This window comes from Silvanigrella paludirubra, assembly GCF_009208775.1.
Lineage (GTDB): Bacteria > Bdellovibrionota_B > Oligoflexia > Silvanigrellales > Silvanigrellaceae > Silvanigrella > Silvanigrella paludirubra.
The window spans coordinates 491,075-507,104 of the sequence record NZ_WFLM01000004.1; the positions used below are offsets into that span (position 1 = coordinate 491,075).

Here is a 16,030-nt window from a genome sequence, read left to right on the forward strand (position 1 = left end):
GTTATTCTTTATTCAGAATAAATAATATCAATTTCTATTCCTTCAATGGAAGTCTGCTTTTCTAGTGTTCTTTTTAAATTTTTAATTTTATCTTTTTCATGTGGAGCATATACAAACGTATACTTACCTAACAAAGGAAAACCAGCAAACGATTTATAAACCGTATTGTTTGCTATTGTACAGTTTGATGTATCTAATGAAGAAGAATTAATACATTCATAAATTTGCCTTGTTAAGTTACCAATTTGAAAATTTTGTGTCAAGGTATCAGTCATATGTCCCGTTAATGGCTGCCAAAACACTTCACTCGGTGCAGGAGAACTTGTTGGATCATCCTTTATATTTTCTATCCAATCAAAACTTGCAACTTTTAAAATTGATTTTGATTGCGAATTAATATCTTTATCTTTATTAAATAAAGAAATAGGAGTGAGTTCATTATTTACATTAACATATTTCAATTGAGAATTTTCTTTTGTAATTCCTTTTGCATGAATAGCAAAGACATTTGTACACATGATATTTTGCAATTGCTCAGCAGAAAATAAATATTTCATTGATCTGCTATAATTTTTTAGTTTATTTGGATTATTATTTAACACATGCATAAAGCGATCGTACATTTTTTGTGAAAATGCTGAATAATTGCTATTACATTGAAATAAATCAGCAGATTTTTCTGCATTTAAACCATCATGCAAAACATAAGCAATACTTTCTGTTTCATCAAAAGGCATGTCTATATATTTTTTGTTTTTTAGGTTTTTTTGAATAATATTTACTGTCATTCCTAAAATACGTGCACGATAATATTCATCGACAAACTTTCTTGGAAAGAATCCTTTGTCAATTAAAAATTGCTCATCAATATTAACTAGCATTATACCTGTTTCATTTAATTCATTGAGTAACAAATTATCTTTATGTTGTTGCAATTCAGTTACTTCATCATCCTCATCATCTTTTGTTTTTCTTAAGTCAGAAGAATAAATTTTAAAAGTCATGCCTTTTTTAATTTTTGCAAACTTTTTCTCAGTTCTAAAGTCAAAGTTTTCTTTTAAGCTCTTTAAATAATTTAAACAAACCAAACCATCTTCAAAACTAGCAAGATAACTACAAAACACTTTAACTTTTGAAAGATCGTATAACACATTAAAATCTAAGGTATAGTTAGGGTTCATTTGTAACAATCTATTTGATGCGACAAATACCATTTGTTTAGAAAGTTCATTTAAATCTTTTAGGTATTCAAGCTCATTTTGAAAGCTATTTGTATTTACTTTTAAAGAAGTAATAAGGTATTTTGTTAAATCATGTGATTTTACTTTTTGCTCTGTTTGCAAAATGGAAACATCAATATTTTCAATTTGTTTTTTATTAATTTCTAAATTTTGTTGCGATATAATGACGTTTGTTTTTGCTGCTAAATTTTGCGTTTCTTGTGATTTTATTTTTAGATCAATACTTTTAATTGGATAATAATAAAAAGCATTTAAATTATTAGAATAAAAATTCCCAAATGCAAATTCAGATAACATCAATTCCTGAGCTTTACTTGCAACTAAAAGTTCAAAACTTTGGTTTAAACCTAGTTGTTTTGCTAAATTTTTATTTGTTTGCTGTAAACTTTGAATTTGATCTGCTAATTGCACACGTTTTTCATTTACAACCCTATCAAATTCTATTTGATCGTCATTGATAGATTTTGTAATTTGTAATCTTTGCATTTGCAATTGTTCAAACTCAGAACGTACTTGTAACATTTTATCAAATTGTGGACGACTTCCATTTTCCATATCTGATAATCGATTTGAACAAAACCCATTTTGCGACTGTATAAGAAGATCTTTATTAGCTTCATTGATTTCTAAAACCTTCTCATAATTTATTTTGTCCGAGTGCATTTTAAGAATGTTTTCAGAAAATGTTGAATTTGTTCTTATAGAAGATAAATAAGATTGAACACTTTCCGATGAGTTATTTTGATTCAGTTTTGTTGAATCTAATCCTAATTTAGCAATTAGATCTTTAAATTTATCAATATTATCTCTACAAATAGTTTTATCTTTTACTCGTCTCATAGATGCGTCGCAATACCCTCGATCTTTATTTGAGCAATCAGTTCTTTCCCACCGATAAATATCTTCACACGTTTGCCCTGGTTTAAAAGAATTTAAGAAATCTTGGAGTTCTTTGTTTTTTATTTGTGATTGCGCTTCAGAAATAACAGCTGTTTGGCATGTTGCTGTAATTTCAGGGTTGTTTTTTAAAGCATTAAGAAGAGCAGCATTGATTTCTCTTTCATTATTTCCATTTAAGTTTGGAAGTATTTTTTTAATGTCACAACCACTTTTACCAATTTGCCGATAGATGTTACTTAATGTTTGAGCGTCTCTAAGACATTCATTTTTCCAATCATTTTTTACAGTAATCATTCTTTCATTAATGAGTCTATTTTGTAAGCCGTACCTTCCACCGTTACAAGCATTAACATCAGTAGAACCACAATATTCTATCTTATAATTGTTAATTGCAGTTGCTTTATCGTTTTCATATCTATCTAAAATTCCTTTCAGTTTTTCTAACGATTTCAAGCTTGAATGTTGCGTAACATAATTTCTAAATAAATTACTTTGCTCTATTTCTAAATTCTTTTTTTCTTCTTTATAAGATTCAGCAATAATTTCTGAAGTTTTTTTATTGAATTCAGCTAAAGTAATTTCTTCTCTTACTTTATTTTGTTGTTTTAAAAGCAACTCTTTTTCTGCTTTTAAATTAACAACAGCATTAGCAAGTTCAACTTGCTTATTTCCAAAATCAATTTTTTCAATAAAACGAATTTGATCAAGCCTTTGTTTGATAATTTGGAATGTTTTTTGAAAAGAATTTACCTTTTCATCTAGCTTTAAAGGGTTTAAGTACCCATAATTTAAAGAATGATAAGATTCACCATTTGCTTTTAAATGCATATTTTTTAAGCTTGGATTTGTTTCTAAATAATCGACACAAACAGCTTCTTCCCAAAAATAATTATTTAAATAGTCTTCCTTTGTAATTGGTGTTTCAATTTCTTTTCCAGACGTACAAATAAGACGTTTTAAGTCAACATCATAAGCTTTGGTTTGTATTTTTTTTGCTTCTGAACAAACTGGAATAAGGTGAGTAGATATATTTTTTCCATCACAAAATGAAGTATTTTTATAATCAACTTCAGTAGCTTCGTTGGCGTATTTGTTTGCCATAAGTAAATCGTAAGCAATGACATACTTTAAAGGAACTAAATTATTTTTGCTTGATAAATTTCCTAAATAAATTTTATCAATAATATTTTGCAAATTTTCATTTGGCATATTCACTGGCATGTTTAATTCATTCGCTGAAAAACTTCCGTCCCAACGAAAATGTGCGCGTTCATAATACCCTATAGCTAATAATGAATTAGCAAGTGTTAATGTATTTGCGTAGTATGTTTCCTTTTGTTGAATTTCTCCGGTATCAAACAAATAAATATCTGCACCATCTACTTTTGCTTTTAATTTATTTGCACTATTTAATGTTGCTTTTTCTACAGTAGTTACTTTTCTTGCAATTGTAGCAGATCGAATTAAACCATTTAGTTTTGCAAATCGACTGTTTTTTAGTTGCTCCAAGTCACGCCAGTTTGTTTGTTCAAAGGAATCATCAGCGGAATCGTTTGTAATATTTAAATTTTCTTGATTGAAAGGGCTAAAAGGAATTTGCTGAAGCACATTCATCATCAGTGCATTGGTTAAATAAATTTCAGGAAAGTAACAGCCATGAATTGAAGTTATATTTGATGGCTTATCAGAAACTAATGCGCTGGTTTGTTCTAAAATTTTAAATATAGGAATTGTATTTCTGTTTTCAACTCTTAATAAATTTTCTTGCTTAAAGTCTTTAATTAAAGTTCCTAACTCGGAAGTTAAATTAGAGTGTGTGATAGGACAGTTTTTTGTTCTGTAATCAATTTGTTCTTTGCTTATTTTATCTATACTAGAGATATTTTGAAAAGAACTATTTGCAGAATAACTGCTAATTGCGTTTACTTTATTATTTTCATACTCTTGAACATTTTGTTCCGAGTTTTTATTACATGATACAAAAGCTATTCCTAGCAATAAGTGATATATTTTTTTTCGCATTTTCAACTCCTATGAAAATTAATTTTTCATACCCCAACAATTTATAGTTTTATCTGTTTTTAAAATACCGCACGCCATTTTCTTTCCTAATGAAATTGAAGTGTAAGAATTATTTTTTTGCACTTGATATGGTATGTGGTTTAAAAAAGCTAATGATCTTTCTTCAAAGACATTTTCCAAGTCTTTGCCAAAACAATAAGATTCATTATTTTTATTTAAAAAACAGGTGGTATGTTCACTTGCTGTAACACTAACTACATTTTGTGTATTGAGCACTTCATGTGGCAAATGGATATTATTATTTTGATAAGGGTCTGCAATATTTTGTTTTCCAACTTGGCCAAATGAATTGTCGCCCCAGCAATATAATTTATTTTTATTTTGAGTATCGTCTAATGTAACACCACAAAAATGCTTATTTCCTGCGACTATGGTTTTTAATTTTAAGTCTTTTATTTTATGAAGTGTGGTTTTAGACATAGAAGCTATTAAGTTAGAGCCTATTTCGCCATATTCATTAGAGCCAAAACAATAAACTTCATTTGTCACTGACAATCCACACGTTGTTCTGCCACTCAAAGCGAGATCTTTAAATTGAATTTTTAAAGGATTAACTATTGGCTTAAATTCTACTGCATATTTTGAAGAACGTAATGACCCTATTCCTAATTGTCCAAATGCGTTATTTCCAGAACAATAAATTTGTCCACTATTTTTTTGAATAGAGCAAACATGACTATCTCCTACTGCTATTTTTAAACTAGAATTTTGTAAATTTACTTTTTTAAATTTAAATTTATTTTCAAACAATGGAGTTTTTTTATTAAATGCACAGTAAGTATTACTTGTATTTTCCCCAGTGATTCCACATACCGCAAATTCTCCCGCACTAACTTGTATGAATTCTTCTTTACTTACCCAGGGAAACTGAACTGTTGTATTCCAAGGATGAGTTAAATGATTATCATTACTTTTTTTAGCACTCCCACAAAGTGCACGAGTTCCTTTTAAACTTAATCCACAGTAAAAATCATCGCCTAAACTAATTTCTTTAAAGTAATTTTTTTCTGTAAAACCCCAACATTCTAATTCTTGTTGTTGGGTTAGTCCACATAATGTTTTGGCGTTTCCTGCTAAACTTACATAACTTTTATTTATGACATCTGAATTTTTGTCCAACTGCTTTGGCAAATATTGTATAGAATAACGAAAACCATTTTCTTCTTTAATGGCTTCATTCCCTAATTTATAGCCAAGTTGTCCAAAAGTATTATCTCCAAAACAATAGGTTTTATTTGTATCTGTTGTTCCGCAAGTTGCATTTGCGGTTGTTACAATACTTTTAAATTGGCTATTATTAAATTCGCTATCGGTTGGGTGGGTAACTAAAACGGATACATCAGAATAATTTTTTACACTTGGATTTATGCCTAATTGTCCAAATTTATTTTCACCCCAGCATTCAATTTTTCTTTGTTTATTTATGGCGCATGTATGATTAACTGCGGATGATACTGCATAATAATGGTTTGCGCCCATTCCTTTTAAAATTAAGGGATTGTATTCAGGATAATCCTCATTTTCTTGTTCTGTAAAATTTTTACCGTAACAATAAATTTGTCCAAATTTTCCAAAGGAATCTTCACCTTCATGTTCAATTGCACAAAAATAATCATTCCCAGCTGAAATCGCAAAATACTGATCATCATCTGAACTAATTTGTGAAGGATAGTAAGAAGGAAGTTCTAAGTTGGCATAACCAAGTTGCCCAAATTGATTACTGCCCCAACCCCATATCTTACCGGTACTATCTAAAGCATAGGAATTATTTTTACTAACTGCTAAGTTAGTAAACAACTCAAAAGAATATACTTTGACTGGGAAGAACGAATTTTGTTGATCGCCCGTACCCAGTTGCCCTTCGTTATTACTACCCCAGCAGTAAATTGCAGAATCATGCAAACCAATTGCGCAAAAATGTTTTTCACCAGCGGCTGCTGTTTTATATTGTCCAATTATTTTTTGTGTATTGGGTGGTAATTTATTGGGATCAGAGTGTAAATTATAGCATAATAAATTATTATTGTTAGCTATTAAGCATAATGCGCTATTATTTGAAAATAAACTTCTAAATTTTTCTTCATGATTATTCCACACAACACTGCGCTTCGATCTTTTCATGCTTGTTTCATTCGCATTGGCTTCATAAATACATAATAATGTTGTAAAAGTGAATAAATAATTTAATTTTTGAATCATAAATATTCTCATATTCTATTGAAATTAATATAAAATGTGATTTTGCATATTAAATACACATTAATTTATTTATATATTTAAATTTAATAAATTAGTCAAAAATATTTTTTTATTTTTATAAATTGACAAAATTTAATTAAATAGTTACTTAAATATTTGTTGGTCATTTTTAATTTGCTATAGGTTTAATCATATATGAAATATTTATTAAAATTTATTCTCCCAACCTTCGCCATTATTCCTTGTAGTGTTTTTGCCAATAACGAGTCATTAACTTCGCAAATTAATGAACTTGAAGACGATATTTATACTCTGCAATCAGAAGTTGTTACCTATACAAATAGATCAAAAATGAAAATAGATTTAGAAAATCAAAAAGAAAAGACTTTGAAAGACTTGGACATTAAAATAAAAGAAATTTTCGCAAACCAAAAAAAAATTGAAGAAATTTTAAAAACTTTGCCAATAAATTTAAATAAATCTAAAAATATGTAAAGGAGTTATTCATGCATTTTAGAAATAGAAGCCTTGCAACACTATTAGCGCTTTTGGTTTCAAACACAGCATTTGCGACAACACATGAAACTTGCTCAGCTGATATTAATTATCTTAAAAATCAGCTTAAGCTACTAGATACTTCAGTAAAAAATTTATCTGGCTTTATGGTAAGCGGAAAAGACAAGGCTCAACTAGCCACAATTAATGAACTTAAAACTAAAGTCGAAGCGTTAGCTTTAAACTACGATTCTTTATTAAAAAAAGTACTTGAACAAAAATCAGCAGAATATAATTTCAATGAATTAAAGAATAAAGTAGATTCTCTTAAATTAAGCAATGAACAACTAGAGAAAAAAGTAGCGAAATTATCTAATCAAAATAAAATTAATCCTTGTGATGAATATGCAAAAATGCCAGGCGTAATTGAATTAGCATTTAGTAATAATAATATAGGAAAAGAAAGTATTCATACTCACTCAATTCCTATAGACTCATCAGGATATAAAGTTTGTTTCTATGATGATTTAGCTTATTTAGGAGAAAACAAACCTTCAGAAGTTTACGTATATAGCCGAGAAGTAAAAGATAAAGATATAGAGTATATAGTTTCTGGTCATAAAGAACTTGAAAGCACTACAAGAACTCGTTCGATGTTGATAAATAAATATACTATTACATTGGCAAAGTTAATATATGCTCCAGAAAAAAGATATTATAATGATTTTCTTGAAAAAATTGAAGATCAAAAAATTAAAAATGCAAACTATTTAGCATTGGTAATTCATAAAGATTTATCGCATCATCCTAAAAAATATAAAAATGAAAGTGATTATGATAGTAATTATAATCCTACTACTGCAATAATACATAAACCTTCTAATTTAGAATTTGAGATAAAAGTAGATAAAAACACGTCAGTTTTGAATTTATATTTAGTTCCTTTGAAATATTAATTTAACTCTTGATTTATTTTATTATTTCAGTAACAAAAATAAGCACCTCTCTATTCCCCAAACTCCATCTTATACCACTGCTGAAATAAATCTTCCGAACGACAGGCCATCAATTCTCTTTTTACCGATTTATCTATTTTTTTCATTTTTAAAACTTGTTCAGGTTGTGAGCTGTATTTATTAATATCTTCTTTGCTTAATTCATTAAATAATCCCCAGTGAATATTCATGGGCGTAAACTTTTTTGCTTCGCCATAAATACAGTAACGGGCAAGGCAGCCGAGAGAAGTATTTGCTGGAGGGATCGTTAATAGTTTCTTTTTTGTTAACTTATTGCCAATCACATGACCAATAAAAACACCCATAGCAGAGCTTTCTAAATAGCCTTCAACGCCCATAATTTGTCCTGCTAAATAAATTTTATTGTTTTCTTTTAAACTAAAATCTTCATTTAACACATTAGGAGAAACAAAATAGGTGTTGCGGTGCATGCTTCCCATTCTAAAAAATTCCACTTTATTTAAACCGGGTAAAGAAGATAAAATTTCTTTTTGTGCTCCCCAAGTGAGGCGGGTTTGAAAACCAACCATATTCCAAGCGGTATCCCCTAATTTTTCTTTACGAAGTTGTACTACGGCATAAGGCATTCTACCGGTACGTGGATCGGTTAATCCTTTTGGTTTCATGGGTCCAAAGGAAAGGGTTCTGGGACCGCTTTCGGCTAAAACTTCGATTGGTTGGCATCCATTAAAGTAACGGGGTTCTTCAAAATCTTTGTGTGGTACCTTAGGACCATTTAAAACTTTTTCAACAAAAGCAAAATATTCTTCTTTATTTAATGGAATATTTAAATAATCGCCTTCTTCTTCACCCTCATCAATTTGAGGTAAACCTTCCAAAGCAGCGGCTTCTTGGGCAATCTTTTTTTCATAGGAATGGGTTTTTGATTTTCGGTTGGCTAAAAAAACAATGTCGTGATCGACCGTATCGCCATCTAAAATAGGTGCAATGGCATCGTAAAAATAAAGTTGTTCGCATTTGGTTATTTTGCGGAGGTCGATTGCAAGGGCGTCATCGGTCAAAGGGCCTGTGGCAATGACAATCGCAGAAAATTCTCCAAATTTTAAAATATCATCGACTTGTTCAATGATCATCTCTTTAACTGTAATGTTTTTATGATTTTTTAATTTTTCCGTTATCGCACCTGAGAAAAGTTCTCTATCAACCGCAAGGGTTTCTCCTGCAGGGACTTCGGCAGCACGGGCGCTTGGAATGACAATACTTCCTAATTTATGAATTTCTTCTTTAAGAGTACCAGCTGGGTTTAAACGACTTTTCGACTTTAAACTGTTCGAGCAAACAAGTTCAGCAAATAAATGGGGCGTGATTTGTGCTGGAGTCGTTTTTTTAGACTTCATTTCAAAGAGTGTTACCTCTAAGTTATAATGCTCTGCTAGTATCCAAGAGCATTCACTCCCCGCAAGGCCTGCCCCAATGACAGCAACTTTCATATATTTCCCCTTTTTTATATCTCATACTATGGTGGTTCACATAAATTTAGGCATCTATTCTTCCTAAATTTGTGATAGATACTTATATTGCAAACTATGCTGTTTGTTTCAACTTATTATCATTTAAGAAGCAAATGGATCACTAAATAAGTTAAAGGATGCGGATTATGCCACTTTTTGTTGTTACAGGAGCCCATGGATTTATTGGAACAAATGTTGTTGAAAAGATTTTAGGCATGGATCCGGAGCTTCTTGGCTTTGAAAAAACAAAAAATCTAAAATTTTCAAATTTTGATGAAAATGCTCATCAAGAAAAGGGTTGTTCCGTTATTGCAACCGATCTTTCTAATAGTATTAGTCGTGCAACGGCAAGACGATTTTTAGGCTCGGCACGATATCAATATGTCGATTACACGGAGCTCATTTCATATTTAGAAAAATTACCTGAAAAACCCGACGCCGTGATACACAATGGCGCTTGTTCTTCTACAACAGAGACCGATCCGAATATATTTTTAAAATTAAACTTAGAGTATTCGCAAGCATTATGGAATTATTGTTCTAAAAATAACATTCCATTTATTTATGCTTCTAGTGCAGCAACCTATGGTGATGGTACGTTAGGCTTTTCCGATAAAAAAGAAGATTGTGAAAAATATACTTCACTAAATTTATATGGAAAATCAAAATTAGATTTTGATATTTGGACATTAAAACAAAAAGTAACACCTCCTACTTGGTTTGGACTTCGTTACTTTAATGTTTTTGGTCAGTTTGAATCCCATAAAGGCGGACAAGCAAGTATGGTTTTTCACGGATACAATCAAGCCACACGTACGGGGAAAATAAAATTATTTGAAAGCAATTCTCTACAATATAAAGCGGGCGAACAATTGCGTGATTTTGTTTATATTGACGATTTAATTGAAGTAACAATGGATTTAATTCGTATGTCTATTACAAGAAAAAAATCACCAAACCAAATTTCACTTCCTGAAAATGGGTTGTTTTTAAATATTGGGAGAGGGGTTGCTGAATCTTGGAACACGTTAGCAAAAGAAGTATTTTCAGCTCTTTCTATGCCTGAGTCCATTGAATATATTCCAATGCCTGATAATATCATTAAACAGTATCAGAATTACACCTGCGCTGATTTATCAACTTTGCGTTCTATTGGAATATCGCATGAGTTTGTAAGTTTAAAAGCTGGAGTAACAAAATATGTTCAAAAGCATTTAATGCGAGGGCAGTAAATTTTGTTACTAAAAAAATTTCATAAATACCTTTGTTAATTTAATAGCAGGGGATCTCAGTAAAGGTTTTTGCATGGACGCTCAACAACTTACTCGACAGATTTATTGGTCCCCTTCTGGTGGATTGAACGAATTATTACATAAAACAACTTATCTTTGGTTGGCTATTGCAATTTGTGTGTTTGCTTATGGAGTCTGGAAGCATGTAAAGCTTTGGAGAGCTGGTAAACAAGAAATATGTTTTGATAGACCATTAGATAGAGTGATTTTATTTTTTAGAAACGTTGTTGCGCAAGCAAAAGTGTTACGTTCTCGGAGGCAACGAGATCCCAAACCTCGTTCCATATATGCAGCTTGGATGCATGGTCTTATTTTTTACGGTTTTTTAGCTCTTGTTTTTGGAACAACCATTGTTGCCTTAAAAGAATATTCAGTTGCTGATTTATACCATGGTTGGTTTTATGCTTTTGTTAAAGTAACATGTCAAGTTGGTGGTGTTGCCTTAGCAATTGGTCTTGTTATGGGAATAGCAAGGCGCTCCGATAAAAGTCAAAACTTTACTCATAGTTTAGGATATATTTTATTATATAGTTTTTTATTTTTATTGGTTGTTCAAGGATTTTTATTGCAAGGTTTTCGCTTGGCATTTGACCCAACGGCATTGGATGCAAAGTGGGCTTTTGTTGGCTATTTAGCAAGCTTTTTATTTCCTAAAAACATGTCTCCTGAAAGTGCGAACGCCATTTATACCAGTATTTGGTATTTTCATATGGTAACAACAATGGCATTTATTGCCACAATTCCCTATACCAGAGCATTGCATATCGTAACAGCAACTTTAAATTTATATACACAAAGACTTACTCCAAGTGTGATGCTTGCAAAAATGGATTTTGAAAATGCTGAGGTAGAATATTTTGGAGCGAGAGATATTCGTGATTTTTCTTGGAAAGATCTTTTAAGTTTTGATAGTTGCACAGAATGTAGAAGATGTACCGATATCTGCCCAGCAAATGCGGTATTAAAACCACTTGATCCACGTGAAGTCATTTTAAAATTAAAAAATAGTATGACAGTTGAAGCTTTGTTTCCTAAAGAAGGCAGCGAAGAAAAACATTTTTTATATGAAAGTGGAGTGATCACACACGATGAAATTTGGGCGTGTACCAATTGTGGTGGTTGTGTCAATGAATGTCCTGTAGGAATTGATCAATTACGTACCATTATGCAGTTGCGTCGTTATCAAACGTTAACATTAGGAGAAGTGCCTGCCTCTGCAGGAAAAGCCATAGAAAATATAAAACAATATAGCAATCCTTGGGGGCTTCCTTCTGCAGATCGTTTTAAATGGGCTGAAGGTTTAGATGTTCCTATAATTACGGGAGACACTCCTGAAGTAGAATATTTATATTATGTTGGTTGTGCTGGATCCTATGATCAAGGTAACCAAAAAGTAGCACGATCAATTGTGAATATATTAAAATATTGTGGTGTCGATTTTGCTGTTATGGGCAAAGCAGAAAAATGCAATGGTGAGCCTGTTAAGCGTTTAGGCGATGAATATTCTTTTGCTGAAATTGCAAATAGCAATGTAGAACAATTAAATAAATTAAAATTTAAAAAAATAGTAACTCATTGTCCACATTGTTTTAATACTTTAAAAAATGATTACCAAGAGTATGGTGGCAAATATCAAGTATTTCATCATTCCCAATTATTAACTGAATTATTTAAAAGTAACAAATTAACATTGCCTGTAGAAGTAAACAAATCTGTTACTTTTCATGATCCTTGTTTCTTAGGAAGACATAATGGCGAATTCGATGCACCTAGACAAATTCTCGAAGCAGTTGCGGGACTTCGTTTATCTGAAATGGAGGCCAGTCGCGAAACTTCAAGCTGCTGCGGAATGGGTGGCGGAAATATGTGGTATGAAAGTGAAGGCGGCGGTAAAATTGTTGAGCAAAGATTAAAACATGTTGCAAAAACGGGTGCAAAAACCCTCGTAACAGGCTGCTCTTTTTGTATGATAAATTTCAAGAGTGCGTTTCAAAACTTAGAAGAAACAAAAGATATTGAAATTATGGATTTAGCAGAAGCTGTTGCAATGGCAATGCCACAAGAAGCGAAAAATGCAGCGGCCTCAAGGCCGAATTGATATTTGACATAAGATTGTGCTAAGGTTATCCCAAGCGAGTAGTTCATTTTTAGGCTTTTTCAATTTGCCTTTATGACTATTTGTTGGACAAATTCTTCGTTATTATTTGGAGGGTGGTTATGCACACCTTTAGCTTTGGTGAACTTGCTCTAATTTTTGGAATTGTTGTTGTACTTTTTGGCGGCAAAAGAATTGCTTCTGTAGGAAAAGCGTTGGGTGAAGGAATATCAAATTTTAAAAAAGGATTAAATGGTGCTTCAACGGATGATAAGCAATTAAATCCTCCTGCTGCGCAACAAAATCAAGCGCACGTTGTAGATGTTGAACACAAAGAAGCTCCAAAAGTTTAAGGCATGACGCTTTTAAAAAATATCAGCCAAAAACTTTTGTTTGTTATGGGCAAAGGTGGTGTGGGCAGAACAACGGTGTCTGCTTCCTTAGCTTATGAATATGCGAAAAAAGGAGAGAAAGTTCTTTTAGTCCAATGGGCTATAAAAGACGCAATTTCACCTTTGTATTCTCTTGCTCAATGTTCTCATAAAGAATCCATGACTCCACATGGTTATAAAGTCATGAATTTTTCTGCATCCGAATCCATTCGTGAATATTTTGTTGATCATTTAAAAATGAAATTAATTTATTCCATGGTCATTGAAAATCGTCATGTTCAAAGACTCATTCATGCTGCCCCTGGAATTCAAGAACTCTTTTTTTTAGGCAGACTTTTTTGGCTTGTGGAACTTGCTGAAAAAGAAAAAGGCTATTCCTACGATAGAGTGATTGTCGATGCCCCCGCAACGGGTCATGGGATTTCTTTATTTGGAATTGCACCCGCTGTTGCCAACTTGGGAATGACAGGTCCTCTTGCTTCAGAATGTGAGCGTGTTACCAAACTTCTTATGGATAAAGAAAAAACAGGAGTTTTGGTTGTTACTTTACCTGAAGAATTACCTATTGAAGAATGTATTGAAACAGTCCCTAAAGTAACAGATCAATTACAAAGGCCACCTTTAGCTATCATTGTAAATCAATCAAATAACCCCAATTATTTTCCAGAATTAAAAATGGATCATGAAGATGACTGGTTTATAAATTTAAAACAAAATTTAAAATTAGATATTTCAAAAAATGAGCTTGACCTCATTTTATCTAGTCTAATAAAAAGAAATATTTGTGAAGAAAAATTAATAAAATGGTCTAAACAATATCAAGAACAATCAAATAATCATATTCCTATTATTTCTTTACCAGATATAAATATTCTACATAAAATTGAATCATCTCCAAATTTAATAGAATTATTATCAAAGTATTTTTAGATAAACTTGTTTAAATTGAGGATATAAATGGCCAACGTTTTTCCAAAGCTACATATTTTTTTAGGAGCGGGTGGTGTAGGAAAAACAACTCTTTCTGCCTCTTTTGCTTTATCTTTAGCAAGCTCTGGAAAAAAAGTAGGATTAATTAGCATAGACCCAGCAAAAAGACTTCAGACAGCATTAGGAGTTGGTGTAATTTCGGAATCTGGTACTTTAATTCCTTTAAATAATTCAAAAGGAGAATTAAGAGCCGCGATATTACATATTGGCGAGAGTTTAGTCCGCTGGGTTGATGAAAAAGGAATGTCACCCGAAAAAAGAGAAAACTTATTTAAAAATCCTTATTTCGCAGCTTTATCTTCAAAAATGGCAAGTGCGGTAGATACCCTCGCTGCTATACGTGTTGCAGAATGGCTAGAGCAATATCCAGACACCGAAGAGCTTGTGATTGACACGGCACCAGGAATTCATGCAATAGATTTTATTGCTAAGCCTGAAAAAGTTTCCTCATTTTTAGACAGCAAAATTATTGATTGGATAAAATGGTTTGTTGGTGGAGCTCATGAAAAACAAAATTTTGTAGCAAGAGCTTTTAAATCGGGCGCTCGAAAAGTTTTAGATGGACTTGCTTTAGTTGGTGGCCGTAATTTTATTATTAATTTTGGCGAATTTTTAATTATGCTAGATGAAGTTTTTATTACAGCATTAGAAAGATTAAAATATTCTCAAAAATGGTTAAAACATTCTTCAACAAATATTGTATTAGTTACTTCAATTCGTGAAGATGCCATTTCTGTTGCAAAAGAAATCAATCGTGTTTTGACTCAGCTTGGATTACCCCCAAAATTAGCCGTAATTAATCGAACATTTCCTATTCATCTAAAAAATGAAGAATATTTAAAATTATTTATGAATAAAAATCATTTTATAAATTCAAATGAAAAATTATTTGCTAATTATTTGTCTGGTTACTTTGCGACTCAATTAAAAGTTCATGAACAACTTTCTAGTTCTTCTTTAACTATTGTAGAAATACCTATTGCTGCTAGTTTAGATGGTGAACAGGATTTGCGGTTGTCCGATTTATCTTCTTTAGGTGACATTATTCGATCAAAAACAGGTAAAAATACAAAATGAATTTCATACTCATGTTTCCTGAATTCATAGGACAAATGATAATTAAAACCCTTGCTGGTTTTGGTCGATTTCTCCTATTTATAAAAGAACTTTTTCACTGGGCTTTTCAACGTCCCTTTCGTTTGGGATTAATCATTAAACAATTCGAATTTGTTGGAAATAAAAGCGCCGTTATTATTTTTATTTCTGCCTTGTTTGTTGGTGCCGTTTTAGGTTTGCAGCTTGGAGTTATTTTTAGGTTATTTAGCGCAGAAGGATTAATGGGGGCAGCTACAGGAAAATCTTTAGCTCTTGAATTAGGCCCTGTTATGTGTGGTTTTATTGTTATAGGTCGTGCAGGAGCGGCAATGGCTGCTGAAATTGCCACCATGAGAGTAAATGAACAAATTGATGCTATGGAAGCAATGGGTGTAAACCCTATAAGTTACCTTGTTGTTCCAAGAGTCATTGCCAGTACTTTAATGATGCCCCTTTTAGCCGGCATTTTTTTGTTTGTAGGAATTATTGGCTGTTACCTTGTTGCAGTCGTATTTTATCGTGTCGATACCATGACTTTTATGCAGCAATTAAAATGGATTGTTTATTGGAGTGACGTTGTAAAAGGATTGGTAAAAGCAACTGTATTTGGCTTTATTTTTTCTTCTATTGCTTGTTATAAAGGCTTTAAAGCAAAAGGTGGGGCAAAAGGGGTAGGAGAAGCGACGACAAGTGCTGTTGTTGCGGGATTACTTTCAATATTAGTTGGTGATTTTATTATTACTCTTTTCCAAGTAAGGTAA

11 protein-coding genes are annotated in these 16,030 nt (G+C 31.7%); 8 read left to right on the plus strand and 3 right to left on the minus strand.

Annotated features, from left to right (window positions below):
• Positions 1 to 8 precede the first annotated feature (8 nt).
• Both GCL60_RS12820 and GCL60_RS12825 read right to left on the minus strand, forming a co-directional pair.
• A complete protein-coding gene (locus tag GCL60_RS12820; RefSeq protein ID WP_153421060.1) occupies positions 9 to 4,163 on the minus strand; it encodes a hypothetical protein in 4,155 nt (1,384 codons plus the stop codon).
• Between the two features lie 18 nt (positions 4,164 to 4,181).
• Positions 4,182 to 6,422 carry an RCC1 domain-containing protein gene (locus GCL60_RS12825; RefSeq protein ID WP_161998205.1) on the minus strand — a complete coding sequence of 747 codons (2,241 nt, stop codon included), beginning with the start codon at positions 6,420 to 6,422 and terminating at the stop codon, positions 4,182 to 4,184.
• A gap of 195 nt (positions 6,423 to 6,617) precedes the next feature.
• On the opposite strand from GCL60_RS12825, the gene GCL60_RS12830 reads away from it, so the two are divergent.
• Both GCL60_RS12830 and GCL60_RS12835 read left to right on the plus strand, forming a co-directional pair.
• The gene (locus tag GCL60_RS12830; RefSeq protein WP_153421062.1) at positions 6,618 to 6,917 is read left to right on the plus strand and encodes a hypothetical protein; all 300 of its coding nucleotides are present in this window, start codon (positions 6,618 to 6,620) and stop codon (positions 6,915 to 6,917) included.
• A gap of 11 nt (positions 6,918 to 6,928) precedes the next feature.
• Complete coding sequence (locus GCL60_RS12835) at positions 6,929 to 7,873, plus strand: hypothetical protein (protein ID WP_153421063.1); 945 nt, start codon at positions 6,929 to 6,931, stop codon at positions 7,871 to 7,873.
• A 50-nt stretch (positions 7,874 to 7,923) separates the two neighbouring features.
• On the opposite strand, the gene trmFO is transcribed toward GCL60_RS12835, so the two are convergent.
• On the minus strand, positions 7,924 to 9,384 hold the full coding sequence (trmFO, locus tag GCL60_RS12840; RefSeq protein ID WP_153421064.1) for a methylenetetrahydrofolate--tRNA-(uracil(54)-C(5))-methyltransferase (FADH(2)-oxidizing) TrmFO: 1,461 nt from the start codon (positions 9,382 to 9,384) through the stop codon (positions 7,924 to 7,926).
• A 167-nt stretch (positions 9,385 to 9,551) separates the two neighbouring features.
• Here trmFO and rfaD point away from each other — a divergent pair, with 167 nt between their 5' ends.
• The 6 genes from rfaD (at position 9,552) to GCL60_RS12870 (ending at position 16,030) form a co-directional block, all read left to right on the plus strand.
• Positions 9,552 to 10,637, plus strand: coding sequence for an ADP-glyceromanno-heptose 6-epimerase (gene rfaD / locus GCL60_RS12845; protein WP_161998206.1), 1,086 nt, complete (start codon positions 9,552 to 9,554; stop codon positions 10,635 to 10,637).
• 73 nt (positions 10,638 to 10,710) lie between these two features.
• Positions 10,711 to 12,795 carry a heterodisulfide reductase-related iron-sulfur binding cluster gene (locus tag GCL60_RS12850; RefSeq protein WP_153421066.1) on the plus strand — a complete coding sequence of 695 codons (2,085 nt, stop codon included), beginning with the start codon at positions 10,711 to 10,713 and terminating at the stop codon, positions 12,793 to 12,795.
• Between the two features lie 119 nt (positions 12,796 to 12,914).
• Positions 12,915 to 13,145, plus strand: a complete 231-nt coding sequence (locus tag GCL60_RS12855) for a Sec-independent protein translocase subunit TatA/TatB (RefSeq protein WP_153421067.1) — start codon at positions 12,915 to 12,917, stop codon at positions 13,143 to 13,145.
• 3 nt (positions 13,146 to 13,148) lie between these two features.
• Positions 13,149 to 14,114 (plus strand): ArsA family ATPase, encoded by a 966-nt coding sequence (locus tag GCL60_RS12860; protein WP_153421068.1) that lies wholly within the window; start codon positions 13,149 to 13,151, stop codon positions 14,112 to 14,114.
• A 27-nt stretch (positions 14,115 to 14,141) separates the two neighbouring features.
• On the plus strand, positions 14,142 to 15,251 hold the full coding sequence (locus GCL60_RS12865; RefSeq protein WP_153421069.1) for an ArsA family ATPase: 1,110 nt from the start codon (positions 14,142 to 14,144) through the stop codon (positions 15,249 to 15,251).
• Positions 15,248 to 16,030: an MlaE family ABC transporter permease gene (locus GCL60_RS12870; protein WP_153421070.1), complete on the plus strand. Its 783-nt coding sequence runs from the start codon at positions 15,248 to 15,250 to the stop codon at positions 16,028 to 16,030. Before GCL60_RS12865 ends, GCL60_RS12870 begins: the two co-directional genes overlap by 4 nt.

Bases quoted from the DNA above. Each gene is read 5' to 3' on its own strand.
- GCL60_RS12820 (WP_153421060.1), bottom strand. From the start codon at position 4,163: ATGCGAAAAAAAATATATCACTTATTGCTAGGAATAGCTTTTGTATCA.
- GCL60_RS12825 (WP_161998205.1), bottom strand. From the start codon at position 6,422: ATGATTCAAAAATTAAATTATTTATTCACTTTTACAACATTATTATGT.
- GCL60_RS12830 (WP_153421062.1), top strand. From the start codon at position 6,618: ATGAAATATTTATTAAAATTTATTCTCCCAACCTTCGCCATTATTCCT.
- GCL60_RS12835 (WP_153421063.1), top strand. From the start codon at position 6,929: ATGCATTTTAGAAATAGAAGCCTTGCAACACTATTAGCGCTTTTGGTT.
- trmFO (WP_153421064.1), bottom strand. From the start codon at position 9,384: ATGAAAGTTGCTGTCATTGGGGCAGGCCTTGCGGGGAGTGAATGCTCT.
- rfaD (WP_161998206.1), top strand. From the start codon at position 9,552: ATGCCACTTTTTGTTGTTACAGGAGCCCATGGATTTATTGGAACAAAT.
- GCL60_RS12850 (WP_153421066.1), top strand. From the start codon at position 10,711: ATGGACGCTCAACAACTTACTCGACAGATTTATTGGTCCCCTTCTGGT.
- GCL60_RS12855 (WP_153421067.1), top strand. From the start codon at position 12,915: ATGCACACCTTTAGCTTTGGTGAACTTGCTCTAATTTTTGGAATTGTT.
- GCL60_RS12860 (WP_153421068.1), top strand. From the start codon at position 13,149: ATGACGCTTTTAAAAAATATCAGCCAAAAACTTTTGTTTGTTATGGGC.
- GCL60_RS12865 (WP_153421069.1), top strand. From the start codon at position 14,142: ATGGCCAACGTTTTTCCAAAGCTACATATTTTTTTAGGAGCGGGTGGT.
- GCL60_RS12870 (WP_153421070.1), top strand. From the start codon at position 15,248: ATGAATTTCATACTCATGTTTCCTGAATTCATAGGACAAATGATAATT.